We start from the raw sequence: 17,769 nt of genomic DNA on the forward strand, positions 1-17,769 counted from the left end.
TCTCACGCGGCGGCGGTCACCTTCGGTGCGCCGCCTGCCGCCTGCACGGCAAGACTGCCCGCTGCGATGCCGGCTTCGAGGCATTGCTGTTCGTCCTGCCCCTGAAGCCATGTATCAAGAAAACCGGCATTAAAGGCATCGCCTGCGCCGGTCGTATCGACCACCGGGACCTTCTGGGCTTCCCTATGGTGAATTCCGGCGGCAGATGACACCCATGCACCCTCTGCGCCGCCTTTGAGGGCGACCATCGGGAAAGCCTCCGCCAATCTCCGGATAGCCGTTTCCGGTTCCGAATGCCCGGTGATTGCTTCGGCCTCTTCAAGATTGGGCAAAAAAACGTCGACACCGGCACAGGCCCTGAGCAGACCCTTGTCGTAGATCAGCGAGGCGTCCCAGCTCGGGTCGAGCGAGACGGACAATCCGCTCGCCTTGGCGCGCGCGACGAGATCGGGGATTTCGTGCAAAGTAGCGAATTCGGCGATGTGCATATGCCGTGCCTTGTCCCACGCAAGGGCGGTATCCAGTGTCGAAGGCCGGGCGGCGCCGGCGCGGCGTGTCAAAAATGCACGGTCGTGGCCAACCACCGTCGCCACCGTGACCTGCGGCCCCGCATCCGCCGAATGCTCCAGAAATTGCAGATCGACACCGCTCTCCTGCATTTTCTCACCGATATCGCGCGAGAAGGTGTCGGTGCCGAGCCTTGCAAGCAGCGCAGCGGGACGGCCGATATGGGCGAGATGCGCGGCGGCGATGAAAGCCCCGCCGCCGGCGGCGATTTCCATGTCGCGTGCAAACAGTTCCCGGCCGAGCACCGGCAATTCGTCAAGCCCGGTGAAAATGAGGTCGCAATAGATGCGGCCAATGCTGATGACGGCTGATTTTTCTGTTGTCATCATGCGCGGCCCAGAAGCTTTTCCGTCTTCGCATCGAAAAGATAGAGCGCGCCTGTTTCCGCCCGGCATTGCAGCCGGGTGCCGACTGCCGGAATGGATTTGCCTCTAGAGGTTGCGATCACCGAGGTAGTGTCGGTGTCCAGATGAACCAGTGTTTCCGGGCCAAGAGGCTCAACCGCGGTTACCGTTCCTTCAAGCGTAAACGTTCCCTGTGTGGCGTCGGTTTCTCCAACCAGCAGATCATGCGGCCGCACACCGAGTAAAAGCTCGCCCGTGGCGGAGGGCGTAACGCTGTTGGTTGTTTTGGTCCCTCGCAGGAGATTCATCGAGGGGCTGCCGATGAAGCGCGCGGTAAACACATCTACGGGTGTTTCGTAGAGTTCAGTCGGCGTGCCAACCTGCAGGATATGGCCGTCCTTCATGACGACGATCCGGTCCGCCATGGTCATGGCTTCCACCTGATCGTGGGTAACGTAGACGGTTGTCGTTTTAAGACGTTGGTGCAAGCGCTTGATTTCAATGCGCATCTGCGATCTCAGCTGGGCGTCGAGATTGGAGAGCGGCTCGTCGAAAAGAAAGGCAGCGGGATCGCGCACCATGGCGCGGCCGATGGCGACGCGCTGCCGCTGGCCGCCAGACAAAGCCGCTGGCCGACGGTCGAGCAACGCCTCAAGCCCCAGCACCTTCCCGGCCTCTTCGATACGCCGGTTCTTTTCCGCCTTGTCGAGCTTTGCGGTATAAAGCCCGAAGCCAATATTCTGGCGAACCGTCATATGCGGGTAGATCGCATAGTTCTGGAAGACCATGGCGATGTTGCGCTGTTTCGGTTCCTTCTCGTTGACGACGTTCCCGCCGATCTTCAGCGTGCCGTCGGAAATTTCTTCGAGCCCTGCGATCATACGCAGCGTCGTCGATTTTCCGCAGCCGGAAGGGCCGACGAAAACGACGAATTCGCCATCTTCGATGGCAAGGTCGATGCCCTTGACCGCCTCCACCTTGCCGTAGCGCTTTACGAGTTGAGTGAGTTCGATTGTCGCCATTATCGCGCTCCCGTCAGGGCGGTGAATTTCTCTGCCAGTTCGGCGGCCTTTGCCGCTTCGTGATCGGCGGATCGTTTTGCTTCCGCCTCGAATGCAGCAAGCTTGCCGCGATAGGCGGCAATCGCCTCCCGCATCGGTTCGGGGGCAGGGCCGCCGAAGCGGCCGCGTACCGCGACAAAGTGCTCCGGCGAGACGATCTGCCTGAACTTTTCTTCGCTGATGCCGGTTTTGCGCCCCGCCAGTTCCTCGAACGCGTTGAGGAACGGCTGGTAGCCGTCATTCGGCAGATCGCCCTTCAGCGCCACAACGCTCTTGGCGACAGTCGCGGCGATCTCGTGGGCCTGGCGGAATGACAGGTCCTCGATGCGGACGAGCGAATCCGCCAGTTCCGTGATGGTGATGCAGGAACGGCGGATATTCTGGTCGACCCTCTCAGGGTCGATGCTGATCTGGCCGACAAGGCTGGCGAGGAGATCGAGAACCCGGCCGGCCGAAGCGAAGGCCTCGTAACCCATGCCCTGCGTTTCACCTTCGCTGTCGTTCATATCGGTGAAGGGCGTGTTGTGCATCACGTCGAGCATGGTCCGCGCCCGCCCGAACGTCTGGCTGGCGAGGTGGCGCAGATGTTCGATCGGCACCGGGTTGCGCTTCTGCGGCATGATCGAGGATATCTGCACCAGCGAATTCGGCACGTAGATCTGGCCGACTTCGAAGCTCGTCCAGAACTGGAAGTCCTGAATGAGCCTGCCGAGATGCAGGAACATCAACTCGATCGCGCCATAGGTCGCCGTCGTGTAGTCGACGGCGGCGATGCAGGAATAGGAATTGCGCAGCGGCGCGGCAAAACCGAGAAGCTCGGCGACGCGGGCGCGATCAATGGGAAAGCCGGAGGTGGTGATGGCGGCGGCGCCCATGGGTGAGAGATCGACGATTCGGCGAGCTTCCGCGAAACGGTCGATATCCCGAATGAGGACTTCGATGGCGGCGGAGAGATAATGGCCGAAAGTGGTGGGCTGGGCCGGCTGCCCATGCGTATAGGCCACAATCAGGGTGGATTGATTGCGCTCGGCGGCATCAATCAGCGCTTTCAGCAGAACACGCGCCTTGGCGGTGAGCGTGTCGATCTTTTCCTTGAGGCCGATCTTGAACAGGGTGTGATCGATATCGTTGCGCGAGCGGGCCGTGTGCAGGCGACCGGCGACATCGACGCCGATACGGGCCTTCAGTTCCTTTTCGATCAGGAAGAAGAAATCCTCGACCTCGCCGGTATAGACCAGCTCCGATGGCTCGATGGTCCTGTCGATGTCTTCGAGCGCGCCGGCGATTCTCGCCGCCGTTTCAGCATCCAGAATTCCGGTTTCGCGCAGCATGACGAGATGCGCGCGGTCGATGCGGCGGAACCCGTCGACATGGTGGTTCTTGGCGCCATCGAAAAGCGGGCGCAGCACGGTTTCCTTGTAGACAGGATCGGGAAACCTGCTGGTGTCGGACAGGCGCGGGTTGATATCGGCCATGATGTTATCCTTTCAGGCCCGCCAGCATCACACCGCGAACGATGTAGCGTTGCAGGACGATGAAGACGATGAGGGTGGGGATGGTCGCAATGGCTGCGCCCGTCATGATCATTTCCCACTGGATCTGCTGTTCCACGGCAAAGCTCGAAAGACCGACTGGCAGGGTGTAAAGCTCCTTGCTTGTCGTGACGATCAGCGGCCAGAAGAAGGCGGTCCAGTTGCCGAGGAAGGTGAAGATTGCCAGCGCCGAAAGAGCAGGCGTCACCAGCGGCAGGGCCACTTTCCACCAGATCTGGAATTCGTTCAGACCGTCGACGCGTGCGGCCTCGATGAAGTCGTTCGGAACCGTCTCGAAAAACTGCTTCATGAGGAAGGTGCCGAACGCCGTCATCATTCCCGGGAACATGATCCCCCAGTAGCTGTCGAGCCAGCCCAGCTGGCTGGACATCAGATACCAGGGAATAACCAGCATTTCGGTCGGTATCATCAGCGTCGACAGGATGGCGAGGAAGATGAAATAACGGCCGCAGAACTCGAATTTCGCCAGCGTGTAGCCGACCAGACTGTCAAAGAAGCAGTTGGAAACAGTGACGATGACCGCGACCAGCATGGAGTTGAAGAACCAGCGCAGGAAACGGCCGTCGGCCATGACCGTGATATAGTTCGCAAGCGTCGGCGCGGCCGGGATGAGCCTGAGATCATAGACCTGGTCTGCCGTCTTGAACGAGGTCGAGAACATGAAGAGCAGCGGTGAGACCATGATCAGGCCGCCGATGAACAGCAGCGTCCAGGTGACGATGCGGCCGGGGCGGATGCGGGCGTGGGAGAGTGGCGGCGCTTCGCTCATTTCTTTTCCCTCAGGACCCAGAGCTGGACCAGCGATACGACAAGAAGAATGGTGAACAGGACGACCGTCTGTGCTGCGGCATAGCCCATCGCATAGGAATTGAACGCGGTCTGGTAGATCATCAGTACCAGCGGCTTGGTTGAGCCGAGCGGTCCGCCCGGATCATTGGTGGTCATGTTGTAGACCTGGTCGAAGATGCGCAGGAAGCCGATGGAGGAAAACACCACGAGGAAAACGGTGGTTGGTTTCAGGAGCGGCAGCGTGATCTTTCGAAGGATCGCCCATTCGCCGAGCCCGTCGATGCGGGCGGCTTCGTAGAATGTCGTCGGAATGGCGCGCAGGCCCGCCATGAAGATGATGATCTGGAAACCGAGCCCCGCCCAGATGGCTGTCACCATGACCGAATAAAGCGCCTGATCGGTGGAGCGGATGAAGGGCTGCTGCGGAATGCCGATCATGCCAAGCACATCGTTGATGATGCCGATCGGCGGCGGCTGGTAGAACCAGCGCCAGACCCAGGCCATGGCCGCTGCGGTCGTCAGATAGGGCAGGAAATAAAGGGCGCGGATGAAACCGTGCAGGATGCGGACCCGGTCAAGATAAAAGGCGATGACAAAAGCCAGCACCAGGCTGATCGGCGTGCCGACGATGAGATAGGTGAAGGTATTCTTGAATACCTTCCAGAATTGCGGGTCCTTGAACAGCTTCACATAATTGGCGATGCCGATGAACTTCGCTGGCCGCAGAAGGTCCCAGTTGGTGAAGGACAGATAGAAGGCCTGTAGCGTCGGGTAAAAACGGATGACGCTGTAGAAGAGGATCGGGATCGCCAGAAAGCTCCAGATCCACAAAAGCCGTTTCGTGCGCATGGAACGGCGATCCCCGAAGGAGCCGCCGGGGCGGCCGGATGCCGCCCCCTGTTGATCTATCGCTGTCATGGTTGGACCTGCGGTTTTCAGGGTTTCGCCGCGTCGATGATTTCCTGCTCGGCCTCGGCGGCCTGCTTGATGGAATCTTCGACCGACTGGCCCTCGAGCAGGACGCGGTTGGTCATGTCGATGGCGTTCTGCCGCTGGGCGGCCTCATCCATGAACAGCGTCGTGTGGGCGTATTCCAGGCCCTTCAGGAACGGCGCGTAGATCGGGTCCTTCAGGTTTTCTTCGGTCAGCGCCGCCGAGCGCCGTGCCGGCAACTCGCCCACCGTCTTCAGCCAGATCGCCATGGCTTCCGGTGAGGAGATATAGGCGAGGAACTTCTTGGAGGCCTCAAGTTCTTCACCCGTCGTCTTGGCGCTGATGCCATTGGCGAAGTAGCTGGCATAGTTGGAGCGGATATTCTTGTCATTGGTGGGAAGTTCGGTCACGCCCCACTCGAAATCCTTGATGGTGCGGAACGAGCCCAGCCGGAAGGTGCCGTCGATGGTCATGCCGGCCTTGCCGGCGCGGAAGGCCGCCTGGCCCTCATCCATGAAACCCACTTGGCCGATCTTCTTTTCAAGCTGCAGGCTGGTGTAGAATTTCAGGGCCTGAATGCCCGGCTCGCTGTTATAGGCGACCTTCTGGTCATTATCGGTATAGGGCTCACCGCCATATTGGCGAATGAGGACTTCACGCCACCACTGGTGGTCCTGGCCGCCCATGTCGAGTGTGGACCCGGCGACGGTGAGGTTTCCTGCGGCGTCGTGCTTGGCGATTTTTTCCGCGGCTGCGACGAACTCATCGAGCGTCTTCGGCGGATTGGCTGGATCGAGGCCCGCCTCGGTGAAGAGCTTCTTGTTGTAGAACAGGGCGAGCGAACGAACTGCTGTCGGCAGGCCATAATAGTCGTCGCCACGCTTCATGGCGCTGATGATGGGGAAGAATTCGCTTTCGATCTTGTCATGCGGGAAAGCGTCTGCCGGCAGCGGCTGCAAGATGCCGCCGGCTGCGAACTTGTCCAGCCAGCCGTAAAACAGCTGCATCACGTCAGGCCCCTTGCCGGACATGTTGGCCGCAATCACGCGGGTCTGGTAGTCGGCGTAAGGAAAGGTCACCTGCTTGACGGTGATGTCAGGGTTGGCCTTTTGAAACTCCGCGATCAGCTCGTCCATGGCTTTTACGCGTGTGTCGAAGACATATTGCCAATATTCGATTTCAACCGCCTGCGCGGCGTTGAATGCAAATGTGCTGAAACCGGCAACCAAGCCGGCGAACAGAGTTGCCCTGCGCATGTAAGCCTCCATTTCCTCCGTCCGGTCTTCCGGATGCGGAGTGATCGTTCCCTTTATCCGCGCTTTCGCGCGCGCTCATCGATTTGCCGGCTGCGGAGTTTCCTCTTCCGCCCCAAACAAGCCTGACCCCGGTCGCCCTCTACGGTTCGCTGAAGGCGCGCGTTTGTCAATAAGATAATTTACTTGAATTATTATATTGCGCTTATCGTCAATTCGACGCTATGAATTTTATAAGAGACGGGAAGTTGAAGAGATGACGGTGCACACGGTAGACGCTTATCCCGTAGCAATCGGAAAAAATCCTGAGCGGAGCCGCGAACATAACAGGCGAGTCGTTTTAGACATCGTCCGGCGGCACGGATCGCTCGGCCGCGCCCAGATTGCCAAGATCACACATCTGACGCCGCAGGCGGTCGCCAATATCGTTGATGAACTGATGGGCGAGGAATTGCTGAAGGAACTCGGCCGTCGTCGCACGGGCAGGGGCCAGCCGCCGATCCAGTTCGCCGTCAATCCAGATGGCGGCGCGACGATCGGTGTGGAAATCGCCGCCGACCATATGGTCACCGTAGGCCTCGATCTTGCCGGCGTGTTGCGTACTCATCGTGTTACCCCTCTCAAGGACACGACACCGGACGCCATATTCAAGACCTTTGCCGCCGAGCATGCCGCTGTCGCGAAAAATCTCGGCTGCAGGCTGCTTGGCACCGGGGTTGTCATGCCCGGTCCCTTCGAGATTGATGGCATGACCTCCGTGGGGCCGACGACGCTTTCCGGCTGGGGCGGCATTGATGCCCGGCAGATGCTGGGCGAAGCCTGCGGTCAGCCGGTCGTGGTCGAAAACGATGCGACTGCGGCAGCGGTCGGGGAACGGCTGTTCGGTGCGGGGCTGGCCATCCCGAATTTCTGCATGATCTATTTCGGCGTCGGTATCGGCCTCGGCATCATTCAGGATGGCGCGCCCTATCGCGGTGCGTTCGGAAATGCCGGCGAAATCGGCCATGTGACCGTTTCACCGAAGGGAAGGCCTTGCCCCTCCTGCGGGCAAAGAGGGTGTCTGGAGGCCTATGCCTCAGTCTATGTGCTGAAGGAAAAGCTTGTCTGCGCGGGTGTCGCGGATACGGAACTTGATGATCTGGAAGCCCTGTTCAGGGCTGGCAATCCGGTGGTGATGGAATGGATAGAGGAGGCCGCCGTCCATCTCGCGCCCATGGTTGCGATGCTCGAGAATATTCTGGATCCCCAGACGGTCATTCTCGGCGGCGCGCTGCCTGAGATCATCATCAGCGAGATCATTGCGCGGATGGGGCCTTTGCCGACCTCGGTCGCGAGCCGGCGGCAACGGGAATTGCCACGGGTCATCCACGGCAAGTCCGGGCAATTGACTGCGGCGCTCGGTGCCGCCGCCTTGCCGCTGTTCGACATCGTCACACCAAAACTCGAGACATCCCCGGGAGCTGCAGCGCAGGCACCCGGCTGAATATTGGAGGAGACCGCCCATGCTTAACCCTCGGGAGCGCATCGAACGGCAGATGGCCGATCCGTGGCTCATTCGCCTGCATCGCAAGCTGAGCGCGCTTAAATCCACCGTCACCGTCATGCACACCGGCGCGCATCCCGACGATGAGCAGAATGGACTTCTTGCCTATTTCCGCATGGAACTGGGCATGCGGATCATCATCGCCTGCTCCACACGCGGCGAGGGCGGGCAGAATGCGCTGGGGCCGGAACGGCTGGGCGCGCTTGGCGTCATCCGGTCGCGGGAGCTGGAGGAGGCTGCCCGCGTCATCGATGCTGATATCAGCTGGCTCGGCCATGGTCCGGCGGACATCATTCACGACTTCGGTTTTTCCAAGGATGGCGACCAGACCTTCGGCCGCTGGGGGCAGCAGCGCATTGTCGAGCGGCTGGTTCGCGCCTACCGCAAGGAGCGGCCGGATATCGTCATTCCGACATTTCTCGATGTGCCGGGACAACATGGGCACCACCGGGCCATGACGCGGGCGGCGAAAAGCGCGATCACGCTGGCCGCTGACCCTGCGGCCTATCCCGAGCATTTCGCCGAGGGGCTGAAACCGTGGAAGGTGGCCAAATATTACCTTCCCGCATGGTCTGGCGGTGGCGACACCTATGATGACGAAGTGCCGCCGCCGGAGACTACGCTGATAGTCAATGCTCCGGGCAAGGAGGCGGCCACCGGTGCGCAATATGACCGCATCGGCGAATGGTCGCGTTATTATCATGCGTCGCAGGGAATGGGGCATTGGCCGAAGCGGGCGCAGGAGGTCTGGCCGCTGCATCTGGAACTCGCCAGTGAAGCGGCGGGCGAAGAGCACTCGATCCTCGACAGCCTGCCGTCTTCCCTGTCTGACCTTGCGGCTTTCCCCGGGCTGGATTCGGAATTGGCAAAGGCGCTGGTCAAAGCGGAACAGGCGATAAGCGAAGCAATCTCGGCCTTTCCCGACAGGGAGCGGATCACGGCGTTGCTTCTTGCGGCGGCGGCGCTTTTGCAGAAGGTTGACGAAACCGCAGCTGCGGATTTCAAGGAGCTGCACGGCCATCGGATCGCGCGCAAGCGGGCGCAGGTTGATGCCGCTATCCTGACGGCGCTCGATGTTTTCGAACGGGCCTATGCCGAGCCGGCAGAGATCGTTCCGGGCGGAACGTCGGTTCTTTCGGTGGAGCTTTCAGACAGGGCGGCTGAACTTGATGTTGAGGTCACGCCGGTCCTGCCATCAGGGGTGTCGTCATCCGTTCAGTCGCGTGGTGAGACGCTGGTCTTTTCGCTTGTCGCCGATAAGGATGCTGCTGTTTCCGGGCTTTACCAGCCCGACTGGAAAGCCTCGGGCGGCAATGGCCATGCCTCTCTGCTGCTTTCCGCAACGGTTGGGGGCAGAAAGGTCTCGGCCGCCTTCGATCTGGAAGAACCGTTTTTCGTAACGCCCGCGCAGTCGCTGACGATCGCGCCGGATGCCCTTCTGGTTCCGCTTGGAAAGGGGCAGGACGTCCATGTCTTTCAGGCGCATGTAAAGGGTGCCGATGCGCCGCTGTCGTTCAGGAATACGGGCGGCTGGAACCTGCGCAGAAACGGCGGCGACTGGATTGCGGAACGCACCGGCGATGCGAAGGCAGGCCTTGCCCAGATCGAAGCGCTTGTCGGTTCACAACCCGCTTTCCAGATCACGCCCATCGCCTATCCGCATATCGGCAGGGCAAGGTTTCTGGCGCCGTCCGTTTTGAAAATCCTGTCACTGGACCTCAAGCTGCCCGAGGGCGCACGCGTCGGTTATGTCGGTGGCGGTGCCGACAGGGTGGGTCTTTGGCTGTCGCGCATGGGTCTTGATGTCACCGAACTCGATGCCCAGGCGCTGGGCGGTGACCTGTCGTCCTTCACGACGATCGTTATCGGCATCTTTGCCTTCGGCATCCGCAAGGATCTGGCCGCCGCAACGGAAAGGCTTCACCGTTTCGTCGAGGATGGCGGTCATCTCGTCACGCTCTATCACCGGCCGACCGACGGATGGAACCCGGAGACGACGCCTGTGAGGCGGCTTGAGATCGGCAAACCTTCCTTGCGCTGGCGTGTGACCGACCCGCAGGCTGAGGTAACGGTGCTGGCGCCCGAACATCCGCTGCTTGCCGGCCTCAACAGGATCGATGCTGCCGACTGGGCGGGCTGGGACAAGGAACGCGGGCTCTATTTCGCTGCGCGCTGGGATGATGTCTACGAGCCCTTGCTCGCCATGCATGATGTCGATGAACAGCCGCTCAAGGGTGCGCTGGTTTCGGGTGTCATCGGCAAGGGCCGGCATACCCATACCAGCCTCGTGCTGCACCACCAGATGGACAAGCTTGTGCCCGGGGCCTTCCGCCTCATGGCCAATCTTGTGCAGCCGGCGTGAATGGCGACACCCAGAGCGAAGAACAGCAAAACCCGCGCGAGACGGATACGCGCGCGGGCATTGGCTGGTTGTTGCTGGACATGACCCTTGTTGCGGGCGGAATGACTGCGCTCGTCAAGGCGCAGGGCGTCACCTATCCCGCCTTCCAGCTGGTCTTTATCAGGGCGATGATCGGTTTGATGTTCATCCTGCCGCTCATCTGGCGGCACAGGGGAGAAATGCTGCGCGTCAAATATCCCTGGCGCAATATTTTCCGCATCTGCTGCAACGCCATCGCACTCACCAGCAATTTCATCGCCATCACCCTTTTGCCGCTTGCGACCGTCAATGCCGTCGGTTTCTCCCGGCCATTGGTGACGATGGCGATGGCCGTCGCCTTTCTCGGCGAAAGCGTGAGCCGTTTTCGCTGGACGGGTGCCTGTCTTGCATTTGTAGGCGTTCTGGTCGTCATCGGGCCGGGCGGTACGGAGTTTGGCGCGGGTGTGATTGTTGTTCTGGTGTCGGTGGTGTTCGGGGCGTTTGCGGTGATCCAGACCCGCGCGCTGCGGCAGGAGAACACCACGGTCATGATGGTGTTCTACACGGTGGGCCTTGCCGTCATTACCGCCGTTCCGGCGATCTGGACATGGAAACCGGTTGCGTCATTCGACTGGGTTCCGCTGCTCGGCATCGGATTGCTGGCGCAGATGGGGCAATATTGTTTCCTGCGGGCCTATCGTATCGCGGATGCCAGTGTGCTTGCGCCTGTCAGCTATCTGTCGATCCTGTTTGTGATTGCTGTCGGATATTTTCTGTTCGATGAAGTGCCTGAAACCCGCGTGGTGTTCGGCATCGTCATTATTCTCGTGTCGCTGCAATCGACTGCCCTTGCGGAATATCTGCTGAAAAGGCTGCGCCGCAAAGGCTGACGGTTGCGCTCTATCTCTATTGCGCAAGGACCCGGAGCCGGATCCAGTTCAGCGCCGCAAGTTTGAAGCGGTCGTAAAACGAACGTGCGAAACGCACATAGCGCATGATCCAGGCGAGCCAGCCATAGGTGAGGAGCTTTTCCCGGCCCGCATGATAGATGCGCTCGACAATCAGGAAGGTGGAAAGGTGGGCAAGGATCGTCAGAACCAGACCCGACTTGAAGGCGCCATGGGCAATGAGGACGAGGCCGACGATCTTCATCGGTTCGGCAATCGCAAAGGGAACGGCAAGACAGAGGAGAATGGCAAGGCGCGGCAGTCGCTCGATGCGGCTTTCCAGCCGCTGGATAAATGTCAGGTTCGATATGGCCCTGATGACCGGCCGGTAGAGCGGGCGGAAAATGCCGTCGAGAACAAGGGCGAAAATTATGATTGCCCTGATCGGAAAGACGAGGATCGTCCGGATTTTGCTGTTCACCTCGATCAGTCTCCAAAAAGGGCGTAACGCCTATCCTTAATCGCCTGAAACATGTCAAAACCAAGTCGCATTTTCTGTCAGTTCTGCCGAACGCTCGCATACATGCCGGTGGTGCGGAATTCGCTCGGGTTGGTGCCGTAGAGCCTGCGGAAGACCTTGGAAAAATAATTCGGATCCTCGAAGCCGCAAAGCACGGATACCTCCTTGATGGGAATGTTCGCAGCCGAAGTGAGAAGCTTGGCCGCCCGGCGCAGGCGCCGTTGCAGCACAAATTCCGCAGGCGGCATGCCTTCGCTTGCCGTGAAGATGCGGGAGAAATGCGCGCGGCTCAAGCCCGCCACATCAGCAAGGTCGCTGACGGACAGCCGTTCGCCAAGGTGCCCGTCTATGTAGCTCAGCACCTGCTGCATCGTGCGATATTCGCCGCCGAAGGAAGGGTGCGAACCGAAGACATCATCATAAAGCGTCATCGCCGCCTCGTAAGCGACGGCCGAGGCAGCGCCTGGTGTCTCCGCGCCATTGACGAGTCTTGAGCAGCATTCGGCGAGCTGGTCCACCGTCTCGGACTTGAGTTTGAAGACGGGGCCGGTGACAGAGAGGATATTGCGGTGAATGCGCAAAGCTTCCTCGCCATTCATGGAAATCCAGAAGAATTCCCATTCCTTGCCCTCTTCCAGCCAGTAGCGGTGATTGTGGGGAATGAGCAGCAGCAGGGTTTCGCCCGGCCTCACCACATAGTGGCGGTTTTCGTAACGGAGGTTGCCCTGTCCGGCGATGCAATATTGCAGCACGGTAAAAGGCGTCTGGCCGCGTTTGCGCCCGTCCCAGTCGTAATTGCCGCTGCGGCGGATTTCATAACCGCTGCTGGTCGGCATGGTGTGCAGCGTCTGGCGGCCGCGCGGCAGCGAGACGGTTCGCATGCAGGGCCCCTGATCGATCAAATCCTGCAGCACAAAATTACCCATGAAAGCATAATCCTTCTCTGGTTCTATCGAACTTTATACGCATAATCCCGATCCGAGGAGACAGCCAGCGGGATATTGTTGCTGAAAAATTTGGGAGGAAGGCCGGTTTTCCGGGATTCTCACGGGTATTTTCCTGCAGCGCCATTTCATGATCCTTCGGCCCGTTTCACCCGTTCGATTTGCAACAGAGGTGGCGTTATGAGTTTCAAAATCGCTATTATTGGCGCAGGCAGCGTCGGTTTCACGAAAAAACTGTTCACCGATCTCCTGTGCGTACCGGAGTTTCGCGACATCGAAGTCGCGCTGACGGATATCAGCCAGCACAATCTGGATATGATCAGGGCGATCCTCGACAAGGTCGTTGAGGCCAATGGTTTTCCCGTAAAGGTGACAGCGCATACGGACCGCCGCCGGGCGCTGGAGGGCGCGAAATATATCATCAGCTGCGTGCGGGTCGGTGGGCTCGAAGCCTATGCCGACGACATCCGCATTCCGCTGAAATACGGCATCGACCAGTGTGTGGGCGATACCATCTGCGCCGGCGGCATTCTCTATGGTCAGCGCAACATTCCGGTCATTCTCGATTTCTGCAAGGATATACGCGAAGTCGCAGCACCGGGTGCGAAATTCCTGAACTACGCCAACCCCATGGCCATGAATACCTGGGCGGCCATCGAATACGGCAAGGTGGATACGGTCGGCCTCTGCCACGGCGTGCAGCATGGCGCGGAACAGATCGCCGAAATCCTCGGTGCGAAATCCCCCTCCGAACTCGATTACATCTGCTCGGGCATCAACCACCAGACATGGTTCATCGATCTGAGGCTTAACGGCCGCAAGATCGGCAAGGATGAGCTGGTCGCGGCCTTCGAAGCGCATCCGGTCTTTTCGCAGCAGGAGAAGCTGCGCATCGACGTGCTGAAGCGTTTCGGCGTCTATTCGACCGAAAGCAACGGCCATCTCTCCGAATATCTGCCGTGGTATCGCAAGCGCCCGGATGAAATCTCCCGCTGGATTGACATGTCCGACTGGATTCACGGCGAAACCGGCGGTTATCTGCGTCACTCCACCGAGACGCGCAACTGGTTCGAAACGGAGTTTCCGCAGTTCCTCGCCTCAGCCGCCAAGCCGATCGATCCGGCCAAGCGCTCCAATGAACACGCAAGCCATATTCTGGAAGCGCTGGAGACGGGACGGGTCTATCGCGGCCATTTCAACGTCAAGAACAATGGCGTCATCAGCAATCTGCCGGCGGATGCCATCATCGAATCGCCCGGCTTTGTCGACCGTTTCGGCATCAACATGGTCTCGGGCGTAACATTGCCGGAAGCCTGTGCAGCCACCTGCATGGCCTCCATCAATGTGCAGCGCATGTCTGTCCATGCGGCGGTGAGCGGCGATATCGATCTTTTGAAGCTCGCCGTGCTGCATGACCCGCTGGTGGGCGCCGTCGCCACGCCGGAGGAGGTCTGGCAGATGGTGGACGAGATGGTTGTCGCGCAAGCGCGCTGGCTGCCGCAATATGCCGATGCCGTACCGGCGGCGAAGGAGCGGCTTGCGACATCGAGCGTCAAGACCCGCGACTGGGCCGGCGCCGCACGCCGCAACGTGCGTTCCATCGAGGAATTGCGCGCCGAGAAATCGGCGCTGAAAAAGGCTGTTTGAGGAAAAGACATGGGAACAGGTCTGGCGGCGGAAGGGAGTCCGCCGCCACGACCGGAACGATCACAGAGGGTGGGCGGTCGAAGAGCTGCCATTTGGGAGGAATGACGATGTTACTTCAACGCAAGATCGGTATCATCTCGGCACTGGGGCTCAGTGTTTCGATGATCGCACTCAATGCGAATGCCTTCGAGACCACCACGCCGCCCGAGCCGCCGCAATTTCCGGCCGAAGGCAAGATCAATTACGTGGCGCGCGACTCGATCCTCGAATTCAAGGCGCTGCCTGACTACAGCGAGCCGGACTGGGTCAGCGAGAAATTCGAAAAGACCGGCAAGCTGCCGCCGCTGAAGGAACGCCTGCCGGAAGAACCACTCGTCTACAAGACCGGCAACATGCCTGACGGTATGGGCGTTTATGGCGATACCATGCGCCATGTGGTCGGCGGCCGGCCGGAGGGCTGGAACTATATTGCCGGCCAGAGCCAGGGCTGGGGCGGCATCGATATCGCCCTTTCCGAATGCCTGACGCGTACCGCGCCGCTTTTCCAGGTGGATGCCAAGGATACCGAGCCGCTGCCCAATCTGGCGAAAAGCTGGGAATGGTCTGAAGACGGCCACAAGCTGACGATGCATCTCGTCAAGGGGGCCAAATGGTCGGACGGTGAACCCTTCAACGCCGATGATGTGATATTCTATTGGGAAGATGCCGTCATCGACCCCAATGTTTCACCGCTTGGCGGCGGCGCCTCGCCGGAGGCTTTCGGTGAGGGAACGACGCTGAAGAAGGTCGATGATTACACCGTCCAATGGACCTTCAAGGCTGCCTTTCCCAAGCAATATCTCTACACCATGGCCTATCCGAGCTTCTGCCCCGGGCCGTCGCATATTCTGAAGCCCCAGCATCCGAAATATTCCAAGAACACCTATAACCAGTTCAAGAACGCTTTCCCGCCTGAGTATATGAACATGCCGGTCATGGGCGCATGGGTGCCTGTGTCATATCGGCCGGACGATCTCATCGTGCTGCGGCGCAACCCCTATTACTGGAAGGTCGATGAAAAGGGCCAGCAGCTGCCCTATCTCAACGAGGTCCACTACAAGCTTTCCACCTGGGCGGACCGCGATGTGCAGGCCGTTGCGGGCTCGGGCGATTTCTCCAATCTTGAACAGCCGGAGAATTTCGTCGCATCACTGAAACGCGCCGCAGATCCCAATGCGCCGGCCCGCCTTGCCTTTGGGCCGCGCCTCATCGGCTATAATCTGCAGATGAACTTTTCCGCCAATGGCTGGGGCAATCCGGATGAGCGCGGACAGGCCATTCGTGAGCTGAACCGCAATGAGGTATTTCGCCAGGCGGTCACTTCCGCTCTCGATCGAAAGGCGATCGGCGACTCGCTTGTGAAGGGGCCTTTCACGGCGATCTATCCGGGCGGCATTTCGTCTGGCACCAGCTTCTATGATCGCGCCTCCACGGTCTATTACCCCTTCAACCTCGAAGCCGCCAAGGCCTCGCTCGCCTCAATCGGCCTGAAGGACACCGATGGCGATGGGTTCCTGAATTTCCCCAAGGAAACGCTCGGCGGCCGCAATGTCGAGATTACCCTTCTCGTCAATAACGGCTACGCGACGGACAAGAGCCTTGCGGAAGGTCTCGTTGGCCAGATGGCGAAACTCGGCCTGCGCGTCGTCATCAACAGCCTCGATTCCAACCAGCGCGATGCCGCCCATTATGGCGGGCAGTTCGACTGGCTGGTGCGCCGCAACTCCACCGAGCTTTCCTCCGTGGTGCAGAATACCGAGCAGCTGGCACCCGTCGGCCCCCGCACAAGCTGGAACCACCGCTCGCCCGAGGGCAAGGAACTCGATCTGATGCCGTTCGAGAAAGAGATGGCCGATCTGGTACGCAAGTTCATCTCCTCGCAGGACAATGCCGAGCGGGCGGAACTGATGAAGCAATATCAGAAGGTCTACACGCAGAACCTCTATACGATTGGCCTCACCGAATATCCCGGCGCGCTCATCGTCAACAAGCGGTTCTCCAACGTGCCGCAGGGTACGCCGATCTTCATGTTCAACTGGGCCGAAGATTCCATCATCCGTGAACGGCTGTGGGTCGCGGCCGACAAGCAGGGCAAATACGAACTCTTCCCACAGCAGCTTCCCGGCAAGCCGGGTGAGGGCGGCCCGATCAACTAAAGCATTTCCAGAAAAACCGGACCCCGGTTTCCGTCCGGAAATGCGAATACCTTGAAGTACTCCTCCCGGAGCACACCCGGTACCGGTCGCGCGTGAAGCGCGGCCGGAGACACACGGCCCATCCAAACGGAGGAAGACCGTTCGATGCTGAGATTCCTGACGATACGCATAGGCTCCGCCGTTCCGGTGCTGCTGATCCTGAGTGTGGTGACATTCGCCATCATTCAGGCGCCGCCCGGCGATTATGCAGACTACATCCGCTCGCAGCTGATGAACCAGGGCGGGGCTTCCTTCGAACAGGCGGAAGCGCAGGCGCAGGCCTATCGTATCGAACACGGCCTCGATAAGCCGCTCGTGATGCAATATTTCAACTGGATCGGCGGTATCATCACCCGTGGCGATTTCGGCTACAGTTTCTACTACAACAAGCCGGTCGCCGATGTGGTTGGCGAACGCCTGCCGCGCACCATTGCGCTGGCGCTGGTCTGCCACATCTTCGCATCTGTTCTCGGCATCGCCTTCGGAATCTGGGCCGCTACGCGGCAATATTCCTGGGTCGACAACCTGCTCTCCACCATCGCCTTTCTCGGCATGACCATCCCGCGCTTCCTGATGGCGCTGATCCTTGTCTATCTGATGGTGTTTCATTTCGATGTGTCTGAGATCGGCAGCTTCTTCTCGCCGCAATATGGCGGTGCGCCGTGGTCGTGGGGCAAATTTGTCGATCTGGTCAGCCATGTCTGGCCGGTGGTCGCCATCGCCGTCTTCGGCGGCCTCGCCTACAACATGCGGGTGATGCGCGGCAATCTGCTCGATACGCTGAATGCGCAATATGTGGAAACGGCGCGCGCAAAGGGTCTTTCGGAAGGCGCGGTCATCATGCGCCATGCCGTGCCGAATGCGGTGCACCCGCTCGTCATGTATCAGGGCGTTGTGCTGCCCTATATGCTGAGCGGCGAAATCGAGACCGCCATCATCTTCGCATTGCCGACCGTCGGTCCGGCCATTGTCGGCTCCATGGCGGTGGGGGATGTCTACGTCACCGCGACCTTCATGATGGTGCTCGCCGCCACGCTGATCGTCGGCAACATCATCGCCGACATGCTGCTCGCCATGCTCGACCCGCGCGTTCGCGAATTCGGGAGGGCTTGAG

Annotated in this window: 14 protein-coding genes; 6 read left to right on the forward strand and 8 right to left on the reverse strand. The window is 59.8% G+C overall.

The annotated features are described in order from the left end of the window. Nucleotides 1–2: 2 nt before the first annotated feature. The 6 genes from MRBLRC7O_RS22550 to MRBLRC7O_RS22575 are packed head-to-tail and all read right to left on the reverse strand — an operon-like array spanning nucleotide 3 to nucleotide 6,515. Complete coding sequence (locus MRBLRC7O_RS22550) at nucleotides 3–896, reverse strand: carbohydrate kinase family protein (RefSeq protein ID WP_020810875.1); 894 nt, start codon at nucleotides 894–896, stop codon at nucleotides 3–5. Further along, complete coding sequence (locus MRBLRC7O_RS22555; RefSeq protein ID WP_020810876.1) at nucleotides 893–1,933, reverse strand: ABC transporter ATP-binding protein; 1,041 nt, start codon at nucleotides 1,931–1,933, stop codon at nucleotides 893–895. Before MRBLRC7O_RS22555 ends, MRBLRC7O_RS22550 begins: the two co-directional genes overlap by 4 nt. Further along, nucleotides 1,933–3,447 (reverse strand): argininosuccinate lyase, encoded by a 1,515-nt coding sequence (argH, locus tag MRBLRC7O_RS22560; RefSeq protein ID WP_020810877.1) that lies wholly within the window; start codon nucleotides 3,445–3,447, stop codon nucleotides 1,933–1,935. The genes MRBLRC7O_RS22555 and argH overlap by 1 nt, the downstream gene beginning before the upstream one ends. A 4-nt stretch (nucleotides 3,448–3,451) precedes the next feature. Further along, entirely contained in the window at nucleotides 3,452–4,294 is an 843-nt protein-coding gene (locus tag MRBLRC7O_RS22565; protein ID WP_149622172.1) for a carbohydrate ABC transporter permease, read from the reverse strand. Then, complete coding sequence (locus tag MRBLRC7O_RS22570) at nucleotides 4,291–5,232, reverse strand: carbohydrate ABC transporter permease (protein ID WP_367727686.1); 942 nt, start codon at nucleotides 5,230–5,232, stop codon at nucleotides 4,291–4,293. The genes MRBLRC7O_RS22565 and MRBLRC7O_RS22570 overlap by 4 nt, the downstream gene beginning before the upstream one ends. A 17-nt stretch (nucleotides 5,233–5,249) precedes the next feature. Further along, on the reverse strand, nucleotides 5,250–6,515 hold the full coding sequence (locus tag MRBLRC7O_RS22575; protein WP_111833961.1) for a sugar ABC transporter substrate-binding protein: 1,266 nt from the start codon (nucleotides 6,513–6,515) through the stop codon (nucleotides 5,250–5,252). Nucleotides 6,516–6,756: 241 nt separating this feature from the next. Here MRBLRC7O_RS22575 and MRBLRC7O_RS22580 point away from each other — a divergent pair, with 241 nt between their 5' ends. The 3 genes from MRBLRC7O_RS22580 to MRBLRC7O_RS22590 are packed head-to-tail and all read left to right on the forward strand — an operon-like array spanning nucleotide 6,757 to nucleotide 11,313. Continuing rightward, entirely contained in the window at nucleotides 6,757–7,983 is a 1,227-nt protein-coding gene (locus MRBLRC7O_RS22580; protein ID WP_020009823.1) for an ROK family transcriptional regulator, read from the forward strand. 19 nt (nucleotides 7,984–8,002) lie between these two features. Beyond that, on the forward strand, nucleotides 8,003–10,405 hold the full coding sequence (locus tag MRBLRC7O_RS22585; protein WP_367727687.1) for a PIG-L family deacetylase: 2,403 nt from the start codon (nucleotides 8,003–8,005) through the stop codon (nucleotides 10,403–10,405). After that, nucleotides 10,402–11,313, forward strand: a complete 912-nt coding sequence (locus MRBLRC7O_RS22590) for a DMT family transporter (RefSeq protein WP_111791442.1) — start codon at nucleotides 10,402–10,404, stop codon at nucleotides 11,311–11,313. Before MRBLRC7O_RS22585 ends, MRBLRC7O_RS22590 begins: the two co-directional genes overlap by 4 nt. Nucleotides 11,314–11,329: 16 nt before the next feature. Here MRBLRC7O_RS22590 and MRBLRC7O_RS22595 read toward each other — a convergent pair whose 3' ends face one another. Together MRBLRC7O_RS22595 and MRBLRC7O_RS22600 are read right to left on the reverse strand one after the other, a co-directional pair. Then, nucleotides 11,330–11,791 carry a hypothetical protein gene (locus MRBLRC7O_RS22595; RefSeq protein ID WP_003505634.1) on the reverse strand — a complete coding sequence of 154 codons (462 nt, stop codon included), beginning with the start codon at nucleotides 11,789–11,791 and terminating at the stop codon, nucleotides 11,330–11,332. A gap of 77 nt (nucleotides 11,792–11,868) precedes the next feature. Beyond that, entirely contained in the window at nucleotides 11,869–12,756 is an 888-nt protein-coding gene (locus tag MRBLRC7O_RS22600) for an AraC family transcriptional regulator (protein WP_020810883.1), read from the reverse strand. Between the two features lie 198 nt (nucleotides 12,757–12,954). Between MRBLRC7O_RS22600 and melA the strand changes: the two genes are divergently transcribed. The 3 genes from melA (at nucleotide 12,955) to MRBLRC7O_RS22615 (ending at nucleotide 17,768) form a co-directional block, all read left to right on the forward strand. Further along, entirely contained in the window at nucleotides 12,955–14,421 is a 1,467-nt protein-coding gene (gene melA / locus MRBLRC7O_RS22605; RefSeq protein WP_020009828.1) for an alpha-glucosidase/alpha-galactosidase, read from the forward strand. A 107-nt stretch (nucleotides 14,422–14,528) separates the two neighbouring features. Next, complete coding sequence (locus MRBLRC7O_RS22610; protein WP_031234010.1) at nucleotides 14,529–16,616, forward strand: ABC transporter substrate-binding protein; 2,088 nt, start codon at nucleotides 14,529–14,531, stop codon at nucleotides 16,614–16,616. 144 nt (nucleotides 16,617–16,760) lie between these two features. Beyond that, nucleotides 16,761–17,768 carry an ABC transporter permease gene (locus tag MRBLRC7O_RS22615; RefSeq protein ID WP_020810885.1) on the forward strand — a complete coding sequence of 336 codons (1,008 nt, stop codon included), beginning with the start codon at nucleotides 16,761–16,763 and terminating at the stop codon, nucleotides 17,766–17,768. Nucleotide 17,769 lies beyond the last annotated feature (1 nt).

The sequence above is a fragment of the Agrobacterium radiobacter genome (assembly GCF_040801995.1).
GTDB lineage: Bacteria > Pseudomonadota > Alphaproteobacteria > Rhizobiales > Rhizobiaceae > Agrobacterium > Agrobacterium radiobacter.

Excerpts from the sequence above, each read along its gene's own strand:
- MRBLRC7O_RS22550 (WP_020810875.1), bottom strand. The coding sequence starts at position 896 with ATGATGACAACAGAAAAATCAGCCGTCATCAGCATTGGCCGCATCTAT.
- MRBLRC7O_RS22555 (WP_020810876.1), bottom strand. The coding sequence starts at position 1,933 with ATGGCGACAATCGAACTCACTCAACTCGTAAAGCGCTACGGCAAGGTG.
- argH (WP_020810877.1), bottom strand. The coding sequence starts at position 3,447 with ATGGCCGATATCAACCCGCGCCTGTCCGACACCAGCAGGTTTCCCGAT.
- MRBLRC7O_RS22565 (WP_149622172.1), bottom strand. The coding sequence starts at position 4,294 with ATGAGCGAAGCGCCGCCACTCTCCCACGCCCGCATCCGCCCCGGCCGC.
- MRBLRC7O_RS22570 (WP_367727686.1), bottom strand. The coding sequence starts at position 5,232 with ATGACAGCGATAGATCAACAGGGGGCGGCATCCGGCCGCCCCGGCGGC.
- MRBLRC7O_RS22575 (WP_111833961.1), bottom strand. The coding sequence starts at position 6,515 with ATGGAGGCTTACATGCGCAGGGCAACTCTGTTCGCCGGCTTGGTTGCC.
- MRBLRC7O_RS22580 (WP_020009823.1), top strand. The coding sequence starts at position 6,757 with ATGACGGTGCACACGGTAGACGCTTATCCCGTAGCAATCGGAAAAAAT.
- MRBLRC7O_RS22585 (WP_367727687.1), top strand. The coding sequence starts at position 8,003 with ATGCTTAACCCTCGGGAGCGCATCGAACGGCAGATGGCCGATCCGTGG.
- MRBLRC7O_RS22600 (WP_020810883.1), bottom strand. The coding sequence starts at position 12,756 with ATGGGTAATTTTGTGCTGCAGGATTTGATCGATCAGGGGCCCTGCATG.
- melA (WP_020009828.1), top strand. The coding sequence starts at position 12,955 with ATGAGTTTCAAAATCGCTATTATTGGCGCAGGCAGCGTCGGTTTCACG.
- MRBLRC7O_RS22610 (WP_031234010.1), top strand. The coding sequence starts at position 14,529 with ATGTTACTTCAACGCAAGATCGGTATCATCTCGGCACTGGGGCTCAGT.
- MRBLRC7O_RS22615 (WP_020810885.1), top strand. The coding sequence starts at position 16,761 with ATGCTGAGATTCCTGACGATACGCATAGGCTCCGCCGTTCCGGTGCTG.